The sequence below is a fragment of the Mesorhizobium erdmanii genome (assembly GCF_013170725.1).
GTDB classification, from domain to species: Bacteria; Pseudomonadota; Alphaproteobacteria; order Rhizobiales; family Rhizobiaceae; genus Mesorhizobium; species Mesorhizobium erdmanii.
On sequence record NZ_CP033361.1, the window covers coordinates 6273093 to 6291355 of the forward strand.

Here is an 18263-nt window from a genome sequence, read left to right on the forward strand (position 1 = left end):
CAGACAAAGCTCGTGAGAGGGGACGAAGCGCTACGAGGGCAGGTGGCTAGAAAAAACGGTTTCCGTTCGCATCAGATGCCTGGAGCATGTCGTTGATGTCGGAGTCGCATCCCGAGGCGCTTTGCCGCGCGCTATACGCGCGACGCGGGACGGATTAAAAGTGGGAGAGTTCTCCCAGCGTATCACCCGGATGCCCCGCGTCGTAGCCATAAGTCTGCGAAGCCTGACATCGCCGAACACTTACTGCAACTCGCGCGCGCGTCCGGCGCCATTTCCGGTTTCGACTGACTCGTAATTGCGCAACATCATTTCCGCGACACTGAAGGCGTGGCGCCCTTCCCGCGAAGTCAGGCGCGCGTCGACGTCGGGATAGATAAAGAAGGGAAGCGAAATTCGGTCGGTCAGGCCATTGTGCGCGACCTGATGCGGCGTACTCTTGAAGCGGTCGTCGCTCAAAGCTTGAAGCATATCGCCCAAATTGACTACGAGGCTGTCGGGCAGGCTCGGCACTGGCATCCAGCGCCCGCGCAACCACACCTGCAACGACCTGGTGGGGAGTTCCTCCTGCAGCAGCAGCGTGAAGAAGCCACCATCGGTGTGCTTGGCGCACATGCCGCCGCGAGCTGGATACCGAATTACGCGTTGCTCTAGCGTCGGCGGGCTGAAATGCCGTTGGAACCAGCCCTGTTCCATACCGATCACGTCGGCAAGCGCGGTTCCGAGCTCCGGGACGACTTCGCGGAGCACGGTAGCTTGCAAGGCAAGCAGGCTTCGCGCGAAACCAGGAGCCAAGGCCTCATCGGGAAACAGCGTGCTCCCGCCAAACGGACGGCTGTCGCCTTCGTTGTCGATTCCGAGATCGAACACTTCCTTCGGATCGCGGCCGGCGTCGGGATGTAGGATTTCCCCGTGCAATGGACTGTATCCACGGGCGATAGTGGGATAGATCCCTTGAGCGGCGTGACCGAAGCGTTCCTTCATCGACTGTGGCAACGCAAAGAACCGCCGGGAGGCCTCGATGGCTTGCGCGATCCGTTCCTTCGGGATGCCATGCTGGACAAGGTAGAAGAACCCGTACTCCTCGCATGCCAGGCGTAAGCGCTTGCGCTCTTCAGGCCGCGTTTTGTCGGATGCCAGATTTTTCAGTGAAATTTGTGGTAGTGTGGTCATAATTGTTCATCCTTGGTCCTTGGGTCGGTGAAATTCGTCGCAACTCAGTAGTCTACCGTCTATCGCGAAGCTTCTGCGGTCGATTTAACGTTGTGCCGGCACAGCGTGCTCACATCCTGGAGAAGCCGCCGCGAACCGGCTTGCACAGCCAATCCGACCGGACCTCGCCGCGCGAAAGACGCGTCCACCCGGTATTTGAAGGGGGGTCTACCAGGATCGACGATGACTTGGACATGGCGGTTATGGCGGGTTTCCTTTCAGGCCATCGTAAGGCGTGCTTCCATTATTTTAAGTAGAGATGACTTCCTCCCATCGTGGGATGTAGATCGGCGTGTTCAGAAGTTGCCTAATATCCATCGAATATCCGGCTATATCAATACAGGATCAAATAAGAATATGTTGCAGAATCATTAATTCTGACTACCTCTGCTTAATATTTCTTGTTTGCAGTTCGATTTCAAAGGCGGCGGTAAAGGATTCTCCTAGAATGATAAACGAAACCCTGGCAGGGTTCACCAAAATTAGCCAGAACTCGCTCGATTTTCGTACCTTCCCAGGATCTGCACCTCACAACAGGCTTATATAGTGCCCCCGAAGGCCTCAAGGCGGCCGTCAGCAAGGTGCTGTCGGCGACATGGCGACCTCCGCGCCCACTTCATGAGAAACGTGCTGGACCCGCCGGCAATGATTTGGCTTAGGATTCGGGTCTTGCCCCACACCCACGATGACGCACGAAACGTTGCTGCCGCTCTCATTCCAGCCGTTACGCGCAAGAAGATCACAGCTGCGTTTGATGGCGGACGCATCACTTCGGATGGCGGCGTCATGCTTTTGGCCGGGGCCGAGCGAGGCCTGCAACTGCCCGACAGGCTGGCCGCTGCGAATCCACGATCCGCGTGATCCACAGCGAGTGACGCACGCCATGGCCGACATTCTGCGCGCCCGCATCTTTACGGCCGCTTGCGCTACAAGGATGACAACGATCTCGACCGGCTGCGCACCGACCCGGCCTTCGAGCTCGCCTGCGGGCTGCTCGACAGCGGGATTGATCTGCGCTCGCAGCCGACCTGCTCCCCTGCTCGCGCCTAGAGAATCTGGCAGACCTGCGCGCCGTCATCCGGCTCGGCTGGGTGATGGTCCGATCTGTGGCTGTCGAACTATGCCGCGCCGCCCAAAAGCATGACACTCGACATCGCCGACACGCTTGATGTCGTTCCCGGCCATCAACAGCTCTCGCTCTTCAACGCCCACGACGAGCGCTGCTTCCTTGCCGACCCACATCTGTGAGGCCGCGACCGCCGTGAGCCTGTGTCCTGGCAAGACTCCGCCGGCAAGGAGACTCGCGGCCATCTGCGCCAGCTTGTCCGGTGCATCCGCGCGCGCTGGCCGACCACCCGCATCCTGGTCCGCGGCGACGGCCACTTATGGCGGGGCGCAGATCTGGCCTGGTGCGAGAACAATGCGCTCGACTACCCCTTCGGATTGCCCTGCAAGTCCAAATTCTTTTTTGGCGCTCATGTCAAAGTTTATACTTCCATTATCCCGCGCTTTAGCACTTCTACGACTGCGGTTATTCTGCTATTAGCGTCCATTTTTCTCATTACATTCTTTATGTGGAAATTAACGGTATTTACAGATATCCCTAGAATCTTTCCTATTTCCCACGATGATTTCCCTCTCGCCGTCCATAGGATGCACTCTTTTTCTCTTGAAGAAAGGTTAGAAGTGCTTTCAACGCGAGTCGAATTCGTGAATTCCGTGACTCTTAGATGGAAATGTAACGCCGCAAGTTGCAAGTACGTGATTGTTCTATTGCGGAATTCACCATCCCAGGGCTGAGCAAAGTTCATGATCGCAAAGCTGCCCTCGGGGCCGTGCAATGGGACGCTAATGCCTGACCTTAAGCCAAACGTGGCAGCCTCGTCCAAAACGCGCCGCCCGTCTTCAGTCGTGCTTTCGTCGTTGTATGCCTCGCTCCATCGAAAGGCTTCTATTCGCCTTCGACTTCTCTTGATAGTGGGGTCTATCTTGTCATAACCCATTTCGAAATAGCGCTCCCGCCATTCATCAGGGTAATTGAGCATGACAGCCGGATCGCCTCGCACCAGCTTTAAGCCTTTTCGGTCTGGTGCAAGAGAGCCATAGGCGACCCACGGACAATCAAAATTAAGGGCAAAAGCAGATAGCAGGTCGAACAACTGCTTGGGTTTTCTGATACCATCAGCCTGGTCGAGAAAACGGGCAAATTCGGCCGCAAACGCCTCCCTGGCAGCCTTAGGGAAATTCATCCTGGATAACAACCAGAACTGGTCGGACACTCTAGGTGAAAGCGCTCGAAATTCAGTGACAGCAGTCGTTCGCCGACGTTCCATAGTCTCTGCTCCGTAGCCATTCGTTTGGATGTTGTCCTTGGCGCACCACAGTTTCCTCCCGTAAGGCTACTGCTCCCGCCCGTCATCGACAGACCAGTGTCATCAGAGCTCTAGCATCTCACCGTGATTGGCGAAGTTAATTTAATTTACAACTGTGCTTCGCTGCCGTGAATTTAATGCAACAAAGGATAAATACACATCTAGATCATGGTGCTTTTGCGACCATCACATCACAGTCAAGCAATTTCTGGTGCCTTTCAGTCTACTCAATGGCGGGCGAACAACCTTCCTATCGAGAAGGAATGCTCTCAAAACGGCGACCTCAAATTGTCAGTTAGTCAGGGTTGAGGTCTTGGGAGGCTTCGCGAATCTAGCTCTGACAAAATCAGCGAGTGGTGACGGAGTTCGAAGCGCTTGAAGATGGTGTCCTGGATGGTGCGGTTTATGCGTTCGACCTTTGGTCCAGGGATGCCTAAGAGTCTGTTTTGAAAATCAGGGATGGGCGTTTCTGCAGACAAGATTGCCGCCCATAGCGACGAGGATCATGGCGTGAGAGACGTCGATGCGCTTCTCGTAGTCGCGCACCAGGCGGCGCCATCTTGTCATCCAGCCGAAGGTTCGCTCGACGACGACCCAGCGGCGGGGCAAGACTTCGAAGCCCTTCTGGTCGTCGGATCGGCGGATGATCTCGACCACGAAATCGAAGTAGGCGGCCTTATCCATGAGCTTAGATCGTAGGCGCCGTCGACAACGAAATGGGCGGTGAGCCATGGCAGCGCAGCCCGGCGATGAACCGTTGCCGTTTAGGCAACGGGGCCGCAGGCGCGTGGTTCCATTTCGTCGATGAACACCAGGCGATGCGGCTCGAGCCGAATCGGCTGGCGCTTCTTACTCCACCGCTGCCGCCTGCCGATGTCGAGAGGCATGATGGCCAGCAGCATCTTTTTGAGCGGTAGCCGTTCTTAATGAGCAAACGCGTGGTCGAGTGGGAGCGACCTGGGGGTCTACAGCAGCAGGCCAGTTCGGCCGCAAAGGGCGGAGGTGTCGGTCAGTCGCTGCGACATTCACGTCAGGTCCACCAGAGAACAAGATCTGGCCGCGCAAATCCGAAAAAGCAATTCAGCAGCACGCGACGCTTTCCGTTGCCTGATTGACCGGTAACCCCATGAACGAAACCGCCGTCAAGTAGCGCGATATCCCCGGCCTTAAGCTGGATTTCGCGACTAGGCACGGCCTCAAGATAAGCTGCGGAGTAGGGATATCCCGTGGTCTCCACACCCTGCGACTTTCGATCTGCGACTGTCGGCTTGTGACTCCATAGCCTCAAGTTTCCACCTTCCTCAGGCATGCTGGGATAAAAGTTGAGTGCTGCGACGGTGTTGTGCGCCACCGCAGAAAGCTCGTAATCGTTCCCAGCACGTAACACTTGAGCGACATCGTCGTGGGGATCCAAGGAAAATGTGCCGCTTCCGGTCCAACTGAGAGCCCGACAAACGTTCGCCTGACCGTGTTCTGAGCGCGCCAGCCGCAATTCAATGCCTTGGTTGTGAAGCTCGCGCTTCAACGCGTCGAATAAGGCTCGGACCGGGTCAACTAAACAGCCAAAAAGAGCGTCAACGTGCGGCCGTGCAGTTTCTGCCTCCGCGAAATAGGTGGCCGCATCCTTCCTGTAGTGGGATGCGCCCACATATTGTCCGGGGACGCCATCTTTGCGCTCCCTGAGACCGGGACTGCCAAAAAACTTCGCGGTGATCTCCTCGGCTATTTCGGTGCTGAAAGCTTGGCTGATATGCAGAGCCGTGATCTCACCTTTTAGGACCGAGATGATCTCCGCAGTGCTGATCGAGCCGGTTCGTTCCTCGATCGTAAGAGGCGAGATGGCCGGCGTTTGACGTGCTTGGTTAGTCGCCATTTGTTTTCTCCTGTAGTGCCTGATCGAGGATGGCAATTCCGTGATCAAGTTCGTCATCTGAGATGGTTATCGGCGGAAGGACTTTGATGACGTCGCGATTTGGCCCCGACGATTCGATCAGCAGGCCGTTTTCGAACGCGACATCGTGCACACGGCCAACAACGGCCTGTGATCGGCACTTGAGGCCGGCCATCAGACCACGGCCGCGCTTTTGTTCGATGCACTTAGGGAATTTCGCAACGAGGCGATCAAGGTGTTCTTGCAGTTTTACGGCCGTCCGCTCGACGGCTTTAGTAAACCGCCTATCGGACCACATTTTGCACATGGCCGCGGAAGTCACAAAGGCGAGATTATTGCCTCTAAAGGTCCCGCTATGTTCTCCCGGTTTCCATATATCCATGTCGGGGCGAATCAGAACTATGGACAACGGACTACCTGAACCGCTCAGGGATTTCGAAAGACACACGATATCGGGCTCGATTTTCGCGAACTCGAACGAGAAGAAATCGCCCGTTCGTCCCGAACCTGCCTGAATGTCGTCGACGATGAAAACAACGTCGTGCTTACGGCAAATGCGCTGAATTTCTGCAAGCCATGGTGCGGATGCGGTGTTCATGCCGCCTTCTGCCTGGATGGGCTCCAGGATGATTGCGGCCGGCTTTTCTATGCCGCTGCCTGGGTCGCCCAACACGTGATCAATGTAACTCGCGGAATCGAAAGTTTGGTTCGGATAGTTCTCGTAAGGGACACGGATCACATCGTGGCGAGCAACGCCGCCAAGCTGTCTGGTTGACGCTGAACCCGAGACCGCTAAAGAGCCGAGCGACATGCCATGGTACGAATTTGTGAAGGCCATGACACTTGAGCGGCCGGTATATTTTCGCGCCAGCGCTAACGCCGCTTCGTTAGCGTTTGTCCCGGTCGGCCCAGGAAACTGTATCTTGTAAGAAAGGCCCCGGGGCTTCAGGATCGAATTGACGAACACTTCGATGAAATCACGCTTTGCAGCCGTATACATATCAAGCGACAAGACAATATTTTGATCGGCGACATATTGAATTGCCGGCGCAATGATATCCGGGTTGTTATGACCGTAGTTGAGCGCGCCGGACCCTACAAGGAAATCAATATATGGCTTTCCGACCTCGTCCCAGATTGTCGCCCCAAGTGACTTTTTAAAGACTGTTGGAAATGATCGTCCATAGCGACGAACGTTAGACTCATAAGCTTCGAAAATGTCGATATCCATTAAAGGGCCTCTCATGGGTCTTGCGATCAACGTTGCAGGTTCTTGTCCACGCATTCCAAACCATTGATTTCGACGATTAGCTGCGGCCAATCTCTGACTTAAAGCGAACCTATCATGGTCAGCGACTTGCATTCGCAAAGAGTCTGTAAACTTGTTTGACGAATCTGTTGCAACGCTTGGGTTAGCGATAGCGTGACAGTCAGTACCCGCCTTGCGGCAACGCTATCGGCGGCGTTGTTGGCGGGGGCAACTGACATAGCCGCACCGGTTTTTCCAAGCATGACTGCAATCACGATGCTTGGGTATTTCTCTATGTCGGGCCGTGACGGGATCCTTGCCGACGAGTGGCCGTGACAAATAGCGATTTCTCTCCTTCGATGTGACGGCGAGACCGGGGCTCGCTCGAGTTTCGTTTTGGAACGCGGAGGAGCCAGACCGCGATTTGCGATAGAACTGGGAACTGACCGCGGCCTCTAATCGAGGCCGTGGCCGCCGTGCCGGTGATTGGGCTGTTCCCTGGGCGGCGCGTTGGCCCACCTGGCTTGACGGCATTTACAATGCCTCAGTCGGCCGTCGCGAGAGGACGGCCGCACTGCAGGCCACGGGCCGAGCACGCGAGTGGTGTTCGCCACCCACGAGCTGACGCAGACGGCGCGGCTTCGAGAAGGCGCGATCGAAGCGGTATCAACCCCGGTGTTCGCCACCGCACCGGTGGTGACGACGGCGCGGCTTTTGGAGCGCAGCAAGACTAAAAGTTCCCACCCGGTCCACATTCATATGATCGAAAACGCTGGCTCAGGCGACGACACTGGCGATGTGTCCGATGCCGCTTTCTGTGCGCAAGGTTTCACTCTGTCCGACATCCGACAATTGTTGGATGTCAGACAGGGCGCCAAATCCGCTAACAATGCCTCCTATTGAATTTTCCTCTCTGGCACGTTCTGTGCAGCGCGACTTGCGAATGCATCAGCAAGAAAATAGTCCCATGATCACACTCACTGAAAACGCCGTCGCCGCCGTCAAGGCCGCGCTTTCCCGGGCCGACGAACCGGCGGAAGGCTTTCGCATCATGGTCGAGGCGGGCGGCTGCGCCGGCCTCAAATACCTGATGGGTCTGGAAAGCGTCTCGCGCGAGGGCGATGCCGTCATGGAGACGGACGGGGTCAAGGTGTTCCTTGACGCAAGCTCCCAGCCCCATCTCGCCGGCACAACCGTTGACTTCGTCACGGGCCTGGAGTCCTCGGGCTTTGTCTTCGACAATCCCAATGCGCGGGACAAATGCGCCTGCGGCAAGTCCTTCGGCTAGCCGCCATCACGACAAGGATCGGCGCCCATGCGGGACGACACCGACAACTTTTACCTCTTCAGCGACAAGCTCTATTTCATCAACCCGAAAAATGTCGGCGCTTTGGACACCCCCAATGCGGCCGGTGAGGTCGGCGCCGTCGCCTGCGGCGATGGACTTAAATTGATGATGGGTTTCGATCCTAAGACGCACACGATCACCGCCGCAACGTTCCAGACCTTCGGCCGCGGCTCGGCCATAACCGCTTCCTCGGCGTTTACCGAATTCATCGTCGGCAAGACCATCGATGAAGCCCTCCAGATCACCGATCAGGACATGGCGGATTTTCTCGGTGCCCTGCCGCCGCACACGATCTACTCATCGCTCGACCGCCTTATCCTGGAGCGCGGCTTGCGCCTGATGAGCGAGTTCTTCCGTGCTGTAAGGAAGGCTTTCGAGGAGACCCCAGGATTCTCACGCCTCGTCGTCGTCAAGGCATCATCGCCATGACCGGCGTGATAGCGGCGTTTTTCGAGGTGATAGGCTTCAAGGAGGGGGAGGCCCTTCCCCGCAGCCTCCGCCCGCTGAAACCTAATTCTGCGTGGAGTTCGGGCGAGTGGGTTTGCGGCAACGAGCCTCGACGGTGGAACGCGCTGCAAAACGTGCAGTGGGACATTTCCCACCTTTTGCCGCGTCTCGTAAGCCAGCAGAGATGCTCCCTTGCTCACTCGAAGGCCGCTTAAGCAATGTCATATGCGGTCAAGGAAATTTTCTACACCCTTCAAGGTGAAGGACGAAATGCCGGGCGGGCTGCCGTATTTTGTCGTTTCGCCGGCTGTAACCTTTGGTCCGGACGTGAAGGCGACCGGGAAAGAGCATTCTGCGGATTCTGCGATACCGATTTCGTTGGGGTAGATGGCCCCGGTGGCGGACATTTTGACACCGCACGGGAGCTTGCGTTGGCGATCGAACAAGCCTGGCGCGGGTCGGCGGGGCAGCGTCTCGTCGTGCTCACCGGAGGGGAACCCCTCCTCCAGATCGATGAAGAACTCCTGGAAGCGCTGCATTCCTTGGTGTTTGAAATTGCCGTGGAGGCCAACGGGACCATCCCCACACCCGCCGGCATCGACTGGCTGTGCGTCAGTCCGAAATGCAATGCACGCCTTGTGGTCATGGCAGGGGACGAGCTAAAGCTTGTATATCCTCAGATCGGCGCGGAGCCCGAACATTTCGAAGTTCTCGCGTTTGAGCACCTTTTGCTTCAGCCGATGGATGGGCCCGAGCGCGAGGCGAATACGGCCGCCGCAGTGGCCTATTGTCTTGCCAACCCACGTTGGCGCCTGAGCCTGCAAACCCACAAACTTCTCGGGATCCCATGAAAATTACGCAAGCTTTCACCTTCGAGGCAGCGCACTGTCTTCCGCGCGTGCCAAAGACCCATCGCTGTCACCGCATGCATGGCCACTCATACCGTGTGGAACTGCGTCTGGAAGGGCCCGTCGATCCAGACACGGGCTTTGTCATCGATTTCTTCGACGTCGAGGCTGTGTTCGGACCGCTTCTACAACGTCTCGACCATCAGTATCTGAATGAGATTGAGGGTCTCGACAATCCGACAGCGGAAAACATTGCGGTCTGGATCTGGAACCAAACCAAGCCGCTTCTTGGCCAGATGTGCTCGGTAACAGTCTATGAGACACCGCTGTGCTGGGCTGAGTACGAGGGTTGACCCGATGCAACGAGATCCGGGAACCGCACTCGTCCTTTTCTCCGGCGGCCAGGATTCGACAACCTGCCTGGCTTGGGCGCTCGAGAATTTCGAGCGCGTCGAGACAATCGGCTTCGACTATGGGCAGCGGCACCGGATCGAGCTCGATGTGCGGCCCTACCTGCTCGGGCGCATTCGAACAGACTTTCCGGCCTGGCGTGGGCGACTGGGCGAGGACCACATGATCGACATGGCCGTGCTCGGCCAAATCAGTGATACCGCGCTCACGCGCGACGTCGAGATCGCAAGGAACGCGAACGGTCTACCAAATACCTTCGTGCCTGGCCGCAATCTTCTGTTCCTCGGCTTTGCGGCCGCGATAGCTTACCGGATGGGCGCGAAACACCTCGTGATCGGAGTGTCCGAGGCGGATTGTTCCGGCTACCCGGACTGTCGGGATGACGCAGTCAAAGCGATGCAACTCGCCCTGAACCTTGGAATGGAAACGCGTTTCGTCATTCACACACCCCTCATACGGCGCGACAAGGCGCAGACCTGGGCGCTGGCGGATTGGCTGGGCGGCGAGGCGCTGGTGAAGCTCATCTGCGAGGGAAGCCACACCTGCTATAGCGGAGACCGCGAGCATAGACATAGCTGGGGTTTCGGGTGCGGGACCTGCATCGAGTGTAATCTTCGCGCAGCGGGATGGGAGCAATTCCGATCATGCAAAGAGGCACCGGTGGCCGCCAATGAAATGACCTGAGCGCCCAGATCCAGGCCGACGGTGGCAATCTGTTCCAAAGATCGTTTCCTTCTTGTGGTGTTCAGCACGACCAGGGTAGGCGCTTTCGATGCCGTTTCGAAGGGCTGTTCCATACATCGACCTTGATGATCTTTGCCGTTCGCGTGGTGCTGTTTGGTAGGGGGGTTCAGCACCATGGACGAGCAGGCTGCGGTTGTTATCCTTGATCCAGGTCGGATTGATCGTGGAGCGTACTGCCAAGAAAAAGGAGAGGTTGTGGTTTCGACGAGAGGCGGTTGATGGCCGAGCCTGCCCTTATGTGGAGGATCGTCCATGCACGTCCATAACCAGCATGGCCGCACCATCGGCATCATTGAAGCGACGAATGACGACCTCATCGGCAATCGATGCCGGCGCCTGCGTAAACCGGCACGGGCGCAGGCGCCTGCGGCGACGCGATGTTGCGGATATCCCTCCCCTGGCCTACCTCGGCCCAATCAAAGGATTCCTGATAAGCGCCTTCGATCTGGCAATGCTCGTGTGTCCAGTGAATGCGCGTGCCGCCTTGATGGCGATCGTCACAGCCTCAGTTTCGATGTTTGACGAAATGGATCTGCTCAAGCGCCGGAAGACAATCGAGCAGGTAGTTCAGCAAGGTTGATCTCATGTGCCGTCGAATTGAAAAGGCGGTTGCCGTCTCGAAGGATACACGCGACCGTATCAATCGCCGGGGCAAAGCCATCCCTAGGAATCAGGAATGGCGAAAGTGTTGTCGAGGTCCAGAAAGCACTGTCCCTTAACGTCAGCCAGATTGGCGCCTGCGTTGCAGCGCGCCGCGCGGCTTCGGATCGCACAGCCGCAGCGCGCGTGGTGCCATCGGGAAAAATGGCGGCCGCGGGCGAACAATCTTGCCGATTGGCGTCAGGCGGCGCGAAGCTTTGTGCAATATGTCAGGCCTCTCCTTGAAGGATCCGGGCCTACTCCGCCTTCGTCGATGACTACATGGCGTTTGCACTTGGTAGACGTCATTCACGAAATGGGAGGCGGCTGATGAACAGGCCAACGATCGCCGATCTGGCGAAAGCCGCGGGCGTAAGTGTTTCCACCGTCAATAGGCTCTTGCACGGAACCGGCACACTGCGACCGCAGACGGCCGACCTCATCCTGAGCGCAGCGCAGCAGATGGGCTTCCGCAGTCCGGGGCCGCTGCACGAACGCAGGCGGGACAATCTCCCGCATCGGCACCTGAGCTTTCTCATGCAGCAATCGCACCGGCCACTCTGTCGGATCTGGGCCGAAGCGCTTCTCGGTGCCTGCGCGCGACGCACAGATGCGGTTATTGAGCCAGACGTGCTCTTCGAGGACGACCCTTCCCCCGAAGCGGTTGCTGCCAATCTGCTCAAGATAGGCGGAACCGCCGATGCAATCGCGGTGATCTCGGCCGATCACCCGCTCGTCGGCCAGGCGATAGATGAGTTGCGCGTCAAAGGCGTTCCAGTGATCGCCTACGTCACTGACCTGTCCGCCGCCAGCCGGGCCGGCTTTGTGGGAACCGACAACTGGAAGGCCGGCCGCACCGCAGCATGGTTTTATCAGCCAGACGTCCGGTCGGCCCGGCAAGGTCTTTCCTCTCATCGGCAGCAACCGTTATCAGTTCCAAGACATATCGGATGCAAGCTTTCGCTCCTACATGCGCGAGCACGCGCCCGAGTTCCACGTCAGCGAAACCCTCCTCACCCATGAGGCGCCGAAGAACGCCTATGCAATCGTTCGCAGGCTGATAGTGGAGGAGCCGGAGCTCAGGGGCATCTTTGTTAATGGCGGCGGCATTCCGGCGTCCTGCGGGCCATGCGCGATCTCGCTGTGGAGCATTGCAAAATCCGGGTCGTCTGCCGCGACATCGGGCCCGAGACACGCTAGGGATTGAGCGAAGGCTTGATTACTGCTTCCTTGTGCCATCCCGTCGACAGGATGCCTGAAGAACTCATCGACGCAATGCTGCGCATGATCGAACGTACGGACACACGGCTAATCGAACAGCGGATCGTTCCGTTCGAGATCCTCACGCCAGAGAGCATTTGGACTTAAGAATCGGAAGAGCCATCGTCGTCCGGATAAGGTCATCCGTACCGCTGCGAAGCAACGACCACTTCCGGGAGGAAAATAGGGGCGCAAGAGCAGTTCGGCACTCATGGTCCTCGTATCCAGCGAAATAGGCCAGGAGGACGAGGAGATGGAAATCTCCGAGGAAGACGATCCTGTCGAGAGCTGGACCCCACGCTTGCCAATCATTAGGCTGCTTGTGCGGCCATTCGTGCCGATTTGCGCGGCTTGTGGCGCGCCACAACGTCCACCTTATTATCGCGTCGATCGAGGCAGCGCAGCGGGCGATCTATAGAGAACTTGTCTGTTCGCCCCGTGACTATGGCAGATATGTCGAGCTGCTTCATGGCACGCAATTGAGCTGATTTGGCTTGAGTGAGACGCCGACGGTTAATGACGGCGCGGATCTCACGGGCGAGCTTGGCTTTGCGCAATTCCTCTTCGGAATTGTCAAAGCCCAGATCCGCAAACACGTTGCCGCTGGTCATTTCGCCGGTGATTCTTCAGTCATGACTGTGTTCCTTTCCCATAGTTTTCGCGATCGTGCGTCTCAGCCACCTTCAATCGCTGTAACGAGATCGACTTCGCACTTGGGCGTGTCCCTGCCCTTCTTCTGGAAGCAAGGATGCAGATCACACCAGCGAAGCGACGGCATGGACGGGCGATAAGTATCCCTGTCTAAGTCGTCGGCCACCGCAAGAATTCGGCCGCCAAATCCCTTGAGGGCTTTGACCGCCAGATGCTGCTCGCCATTTTGGGCATCGTTGATTGCAAGACCATGACGATGCAGACATCGACCAATCTGACTCCGCTCAGCCACTGAAAGAAAGATTCGGGTCAAACAGCCGTTTCGCCAAGTGATCAAATTTCCTATGAACGCATTTTGGACTGCACGGACCGTTCCAGCTCGGCGCAAAACCCTCCCAGATACTCGTCAATCGCGCTCGGCAAATCCACCCAGTAGAGCACTTTGGCGGTGCTACATCGATAATGAGCCCAGTTTGCTTTTTTGAGGTATCCCTCTTGCTTGGCCGCAGCGAGTATCCCGGTAAAAATTGGCGGCAGCGCATCGCGTTTAGCGCTCGCCGGGCGGAGCTGGTCCGGGTTGCGAAGCCCGGCGAGCGCGGATCGTCTTGGGCGATGTGTTGATCAGGCGCGGTTCTTGGAGCGCCAGGATTCATGTCCGATTTCGATGATCTCGCAATGATGCGTGAGAGGCTCGAGCAGTGCGGTCCGTTGTTCCGTCGAAGTAGCCGCGCCCGCTGTCGCGGATGAGCGCCCGGGCGATGGCAATGGCCAGATGCGACTTCCCGTTCCGGGCCACCAATCAACACGCCATTGGACCAACTGCCATCAAGGCATCTCACCGCCGGGCGGCGGCGAACAAGAAGGAGAGGAAGTGATGGAACGCAGGCTTGATGACGTGATCGCAGCCCTCCCTGAGGAGCGTCGGGAGCGTGTCGATGCACGTTTCGAAGAGTTAAAGGACGGAGGTCGAGAGCCTCGGCGAGCTGCGCCGTGCGGCTGGGAAGCCCAGGCAGAGATCGCCTCGATCCTCAAGATCAAGCAGCCCTCTGTCTCGACGATCTAGAATCAGGCCGATATGTAGACACTTAGAGCTGCCTAAACGCGATCGTGGGACAACTCGACCTCATCGTCGCCTCGCGCGCGCCCTTCCGTATAGAGCGGCTCCGCGACTTCGTAGCCCCCTCCGCACGTAGTGCTGAGCGCCAGGTGGACGAGCCCGCCCGAGGGCAACGCGTCGGCTGAACGCGCCGTTTCGGTCAAAATTGCCGAAGGGACGACAGTCTCGTCGACGCTCGCAATAGGTATGAGCAAGGCCTCGTTAAGCCGGATGCCGACCTGCCCGCTGTGACGCTTGCGGCCTCTTCCCTCGCCCATGCTGGCCCAGTTCACCACTGCGCTGTGGGTGTCCCGCTATGTACTCGCCGACGACGACCGTTGAGCACGCTTGGGTCACAGCTTCCACACCTGATCGAGAAGATACCTCCGCATTGCGCGACGCCTTCGGTGGCTTACAACATCAAATTTACGGCGATTATCGCCGCACCGCAAAATGACAAAAAAGTCAAACGGCCATGTCTGCTGCCTTCTTATGCAGCGTCAGGACACATTGAGCACGGGCAAACACTGGCAAGCATGCCAGCACCACGACCCCACGCCGTGGCGGCAGTTAACAGCTGCCCGCTGAGGTTTGCCAATGGGCCTTCGGTCAAACTTGGCGCAGCACTGTCACGGCAGACACGATACGTGGAGATCTGTCGGGCATCAGCCATTGCGAAAGGTGTAGCCATAACCGTTGAGCGCCGGCGCGCCGCCGAGATGCGCGAAGAGGATCCTCGAGCCCTCTGGAAAAAAGCCTTTTTGAACGAGGTCAATCATCCCTTGCATCGATTTGCCCTCATAGACGGGATCGGTAATCATACCCTCGAGCCGCGCACACAGACGGATCGCCTCCTTGGTTTCCTCGGATGGAATGCCGTAACGCGGGTACGCGTAGTCTTCGAGCAACACCACGTCATCCTCGACAGGTTCCGTTCCGAGCTCGACGAGGGTCGCAGTGTGTTGGGCAATGCTAAGCACCTGCGCCCTGGTCTTGGCCGGGGTAGCAGAGGCATCGATACCGATCACGTTGCGCTGCCGACCGTCCTTGGCGAAACCGACGAGCATGCCGGCATGCGTTGAACCGGTGACCGTGCAAACGACCATGTAGTCAAAGCGAAACCCTAGCTGTTCCTCCTGGGCGCGCACTTCCTCCGCGAACCCCACATAGCCGAGGCCTCCATTCGGATGAACAGACGCCCCGGCCGGTATCGCATAGGACCTGCCGCCCCTTGCCTTGACTTCATAGAGCGCTTTTTCCCAGCTGCGGCGGATGCCGATGTCAAAGCCATCGTCGACCAGGCGCACCTCCGCTCCCATGATCCGGCTCAAGAGAATGTTGCCGACGCGGTCGTAGACGGCGTCCTCATGCGGGACCCAGCTCTCCTGAACCAGGAGACATTTCATGCCGATCTTGGCGGCAACGGCGGCGACCATGCGCGTGTGGTTGGACTGCACGCCGCCGACGGTGACAAGGGTATCGGCATCTGACGCGATCGCGTCGCGGATGATATATTCGAGCTTGCGCAGCTTGTTGCCGCCGAACGCCAGACCGGAGTTGCAGTCCTCGCGTTTGGCGTAGATTTCGACCTTGCCCCCCAGATGCTTGCCGAGCCGGTCGAGCTTCTCGATGGGTGTGGGTCCAAAGGTGAGCGGGTAACGCTCGAATTTTTCCAGCATATTCTCTCCGGCGATGATCATTCAGCTGAAATAGCCACGCAAAACTCGTTCCAAAAGCGCTGCTTGGATTGGTCGGCCGCGCTCTCCGACCACCCATCAGCGCCTTGCGGATTTCCAGCGCTTTCCTTGCGATTGAGACGAAGCGATCGACATGTCGGCATGCTGCCATGAGGCGACCATTGCCTAGGAAACCAACGGCGACACGCGGCCGGCATCTGCGTTTTTGCCAGCTTTGCGAGCGCAGCCAGACCGCCAACCAGCAGACTTCGATAAAAGCGCAGTGGCTCTTATTTGCGATTGGACAGGCAGGGACCGCACGGTTGCCGAGCCGAATTCTGCGAGGCGATTTTTGTGGCGCTCAACGCCTCACAGAAGTTTCAGTTGTCGATGGAAATGCTCGTTACCTGATCGAAACGGGTGCCAATGCCCTCGAAAGGCTGGCCTCGCCGCGGCCGTAAGTCGCCGGATTGTAGTTGACGAGCGTGTCGGTTCTAGCCGTATCCAGCAACTGATTGGTTATCTGTGTCGGTGTTGCTGACGTGAACTTGCTGCCCAGAATGGCGGCATAGCCTGCAACCACAGGTGCCGCATAAGACGTGCCGTATAGGCCAGTCTTGTCACCCTCGACACCCACGGTCAGGAACTGGTTCCGCACCTCGGGGTTTGAGCCGGGATAATTCGAGTATCGGGCCAGCCGCGTCTTGTTCCCGGGAGTGCCATTATGGTCGAGCGCACCCACGAAGATTGTCGATGGCGCCCCGATCAGCCCGAGGGTTAGCTCATCGAAATCCCCTTCGTGCGGCCTACCAACCTCGCTGCTGCGGTTGTCGGCACTCTTGGTGACGATGGCAGTGCCGGCCCAGGCGGCATCGACGATCGCCTGCTCGCGCGGATGCTGGCTCAGGGGCTCTATAATGCGGTAGCTCGCATTGATGATATTGAGGCCGTCCTGCAGACCGATCGAAGACCCCTCGAGATAGCCATACTTGAATATGTTTGCGCCAGGGGCGACCATGCCGGCAATTTCAGCGACCCAATCTCCATGTCGCTGCGTCTGCGTACCGCGACCGAGGTCTGCGTCAAATGGCTGTTCCTTGAAGTCATCTATGACATTTATCGATACGCCGGAACCGATAAAGCCTGATGTCCATGCTTCACCAATATCTGGGCTCATCCAGCAGAATGTGCCGTCGGCATTTTGTGGACAGCCCGAGCTACTGCTTTCCGCGGCTAGAGTACCGGTCGTTCCTTTGCCGCTGACACCGGCATCGAGATCACCCGCGAAACCGGGTGCAGCCAACAGGCACGCTATAAGACCGACAACGAAACCTGCCGGGAACAATTGTGTTTTGTGCATAATCAACTTCCTGTCTGATTGTTCTTCATCAACGAAATTTACGGCCTTGCCTTTCACCATCGCTAAAATTCACCCCTGAACCGAAGGTCAAGTTTCCATCGGCTTGGCTCGAGGTTGGTCATGTATTTCAACGTATCCGAGGGCCGCAGTTGCGAGGCCGCCAGACGGCAATTCACTGCATGGGAGCCGCCGACGGCGCCATAGTCAGCCGTGCAAGGTCGTTCCGTCAGGTTCCCGCCCAAAATCGAACTGACGGTGAGAGAAAGCGTCGTGGACGGTGTCGGTCGCTTTTGCAGAATGAAGCCGAGTTTCACACCTGGGTCGATTCGGATCTTTTCGGCACGTTGGCCGGTGCTCGCGCCCCACAGGAGACCGAAATCATCCGAGAGCTGCGTCAACATTTCAAATCGCATGTCGATCCAGTTGCTATGGTACCATTTTTCGAAAGACACTTTCGTACCATCCGACAGCTCGTATCCGCCTTGTCCCAGATGGTTGGCGGCCGCGGTCAGCTCCGAACCTTGATAAATGCCGACAAGGCTGGTCTCCTGTCCGTTCGCAGTCATGGCGCTGACGAAGAATGCCATCACGAACAAGACGTAACCGGCCGCCAGCCGTATGCACATCTGCAACCCCCTTGTTGGACCCGCCGGAGGCTCTAGCCTCAGACGCATGGCCGCCCAGCGGCCAACGTGTTCATTCGCAACAAATCTGTGATCTCCCGTCCTTCAACTTTGCCGAGCCATCTCTTCGCTCTTCCTGGCAAGAAGCTCCCGCTCTCTCAGCGGAATTAAGCTAAATTCATGCCAATCTAGATGACGGCGACAGGGAAGGAATTGCATGTTTGCTTTCAGCGGTTTAGCCAAACGTCCGAGACGCCGGCCAAACAAGGCTGTGTCGTCAAACCGACAAGCCGACACAATTGTCGGATGTCGACGAACACGCTTAGCGTGAACCCACCCGCATGGGCACAGCAACGCTTCCTTCGCGCTCCGGCCAGGTGCCATCGGAGAGCCCTCGGAACGGCCTCATATTTCATTCGACGAATTCCTCTTCAGCCGG

17 protein-coding genes and 4 pseudogenes are annotated in these 18263 nt (G+C 57.6%); 10 read left to right on the forward strand and 11 right to left on the reverse strand.

Annotated elements, in window-relative coordinates; translation table 11 throughout:
• Positions 1 to 240: 240 nt before the first annotated feature.
• Positions 241 to 1170 (reverse strand): 2-oxoglutarate and iron-dependent oxygenase domain-containing protein, encoded by a 930-nt coding sequence (locus EB233_RS30090; RefSeq protein ID WP_064987138.1) that lies wholly within the window; start codon positions 1168 to 1170, stop codon positions 241 to 243.
• A 724-nt stretch (positions 1171 to 1894) separates the two neighbouring features.
• Between EB233_RS30090 and EB233_RS30095 the strand changes: the two are divergent.
• A pseudogene (locus EB233_RS30095) lies at positions 1895 to 2655 on the forward strand (transposase); the annotation flags it as partial.
• A gap of 41 nt (positions 2656 to 2696) precedes the next feature.
• On the opposite strand, the gene EB233_RS30100 reads toward EB233_RS30095, so the two are convergent.
• The 4 genes and pseudogenes from EB233_RS30100 to ectB all read right to left on the reverse strand — a co-directional run bounded on the left by EB233_RS30100 (position 2697) and on the right by ectB (position 6703).
• The gene (locus EB233_RS30100; protein ID WP_081288632.1) at positions 2697 to 3542 is read right to left on the reverse strand and encodes a LuxR family transcriptional regulator; all 846 of its coding nucleotides are present in this window, start codon (positions 3540 to 3542) and stop codon (positions 2697 to 2699) included.
• 492 nt (positions 3543 to 4034) lie between these two features.
• Positions 4035 to 4294: pseudogene (locus EB233_RS30105) on the reverse strand (transposase); the annotation flags it as partial.
• Between the two features lie 317 nt (positions 4295 to 4611).
• Positions 4612 to 5454 (reverse strand): 2OG-Fe(II)-dependent halogenase WelO5 family protein, encoded by an 843-nt coding sequence (locus EB233_RS30110; protein WP_064987136.1) that lies wholly within the window; start codon positions 5452 to 5454, stop codon positions 4612 to 4614.
• Positions 5444 to 6703, reverse strand: a complete 1260-nt coding sequence (gene ectB, locus EB233_RS30115) for a diaminobutyrate--2-oxoglutarate transaminase (protein WP_064987135.1) — start codon at positions 6701 to 6703, stop codon at positions 5444 to 5446. Before ectB ends, EB233_RS30110 begins: the two co-directional genes overlap by 11 nt.
• A gap of 618 nt (positions 6704 to 7321) precedes the next feature.
• Here ectB and EB233_RS30120 point away from each other — a divergent pair.
• The 8 genes and pseudogenes from EB233_RS30120 to EB233_RS30155 all read left to right on the forward strand — a co-directional run bounded on the left by EB233_RS30120 (position 7322) and on the right by EB233_RS30155 (position 12526).
• On the forward strand, positions 7322 to 7624 hold the full coding sequence (locus EB233_RS30120) for a hypothetical protein (RefSeq protein ID WP_064990666.1): 303 nt from the start codon (positions 7322 to 7324) through the stop codon (positions 7622 to 7624).
• Between the two features lie 64 nt (positions 7625 to 7688).
• Complete coding sequence (locus EB233_RS30125; protein WP_064987134.1) at positions 7689 to 8009, forward strand: HesB/IscA family protein; 321 nt, start codon at positions 7689 to 7691, stop codon at positions 8007 to 8009.
• A 27-nt stretch (positions 8010 to 8036) separates the two neighbouring features.
• Positions 8037 to 8498: an iron-sulfur cluster assembly scaffold protein gene (locus EB233_RS30130; protein ID WP_064987133.1), complete on the forward strand. Its 462-nt coding sequence runs from the start codon at positions 8037 to 8039 to the stop codon at positions 8496 to 8498.
• Positions 8499 to 8734: 236 nt separating this feature from the next.
• The gene (gene queE / locus EB233_RS30135; protein WP_064987131.1) at positions 8735 to 9367 is read left to right on the forward strand and encodes a 7-carboxy-7-deazaguanine synthase; all 633 of its coding nucleotides are present in this window, start codon (positions 8735 to 8737) and stop codon (positions 9365 to 9367) included.
• The gene (gene queD / locus EB233_RS30140) at positions 9364 to 9717 is read left to right on the forward strand and encodes a 6-carboxytetrahydropterin synthase QueD (RefSeq protein ID WP_064987130.1); all 354 of its coding nucleotides are present in this window, start codon (positions 9364 to 9366) and stop codon (positions 9715 to 9717) included. Before queE ends, queD begins: the two co-directional genes overlap by 4 nt.
• A gap of 4 nt (positions 9718 to 9721) precedes the next feature.
• Positions 9722 to 10459, forward strand: a complete 738-nt coding sequence (queC, locus tag EB233_RS30145) for a 7-cyano-7-deazaguanine synthase QueC (RefSeq protein ID WP_064987129.1) — start codon at positions 9722 to 9724, stop codon at positions 10457 to 10459.
• 364 nt (positions 10460 to 10823) lie between these two features.
• On the forward strand, positions 10824 to 11099 hold the full coding sequence (locus tag EB233_RS30150) for a hypothetical protein (RefSeq protein ID WP_064987128.1): 276 nt from the start codon (positions 10824 to 10826) through the stop codon (positions 11097 to 11099).
• Between the two features lie 389 nt (positions 11100 to 11488).
• Positions 11489 to 12526: pseudogene (locus EB233_RS30155) on the forward strand (LacI family DNA-binding transcriptional regulator).
• A 203-nt stretch (positions 12527 to 12729) separates the two neighbouring features.
• On the opposite strand, the gene EB233_RS30160 reads toward EB233_RS30155, so the two are convergent.
• From EB233_RS30160 to EB233_RS31685, 3 genes and pseudogenes are all read right to left on the reverse strand, one after another.
• Entirely contained in the window at positions 12730 to 13029 is a 300-nt protein-coding gene (locus tag EB233_RS30160) for a helix-turn-helix domain-containing protein (RefSeq protein ID WP_064987127.1), read from the reverse strand.
• 62 nt (positions 13030 to 13091) lie between these two features.
• Positions 13092 to 13382 (reverse strand): type II toxin-antitoxin system RelE/ParE family toxin, encoded by a 291-nt coding sequence (locus EB233_RS30165; protein WP_244277726.1) that lies wholly within the window; start codon positions 13380 to 13382, stop codon positions 13092 to 13094.
• Positions 13383 to 13690: 308 nt separating this feature from the next.
• Positions 13691 to 13813, reverse strand: a pseudogene (locus EB233_RS31685) (ATPase); the annotation flags it as partial.
• A 130-nt stretch (positions 13814 to 13943) separates the two neighbouring features.
• Between EB233_RS31685 and EB233_RS30170 the strand changes: the two are divergent.
• The gene (locus EB233_RS30170) at positions 13944 to 14132 is read left to right on the forward strand and encodes a hypothetical protein (RefSeq protein ID WP_065005741.1); all 189 of its coding nucleotides are present in this window, start codon (positions 13944 to 13946) and stop codon (positions 14130 to 14132) included.
• A gap of 698 nt (positions 14133 to 14830) precedes the next feature.
• Here the strand turns inward: EB233_RS30170 and EB233_RS30175 are convergent.
• From EB233_RS30175 to EB233_RS30185, 3 genes are all read right to left on the reverse strand, one after another.
• Entirely contained in the window at positions 14831 to 15844 is a 1014-nt protein-coding gene (locus EB233_RS30175; protein WP_064987150.1) for a 1-aminocyclopropane-1-carboxylate deaminase, read from the reverse strand.
• A 400-nt stretch (positions 15845 to 16244) separates the two neighbouring features.
• Positions 16245 to 17261 carry a S8/S53 family peptidase gene (locus EB233_RS30180; RefSeq protein WP_223217807.1) on the reverse strand — a complete coding sequence of 339 codons (1017 nt, stop codon included), beginning with the start codon at positions 17259 to 17261 and terminating at the stop codon, positions 16245 to 16247.
• A 2-nt stretch (positions 17262 to 17263) separates the two neighbouring features.
• Complete coding sequence (locus EB233_RS30185; RefSeq protein ID WP_064987149.1) at positions 17264 to 17827, reverse strand: hypothetical protein; 564 nt, start codon at positions 17825 to 17827, stop codon at positions 17264 to 17266.
• Positions 17828 to 18263 lie beyond the last annotated feature (436 nt).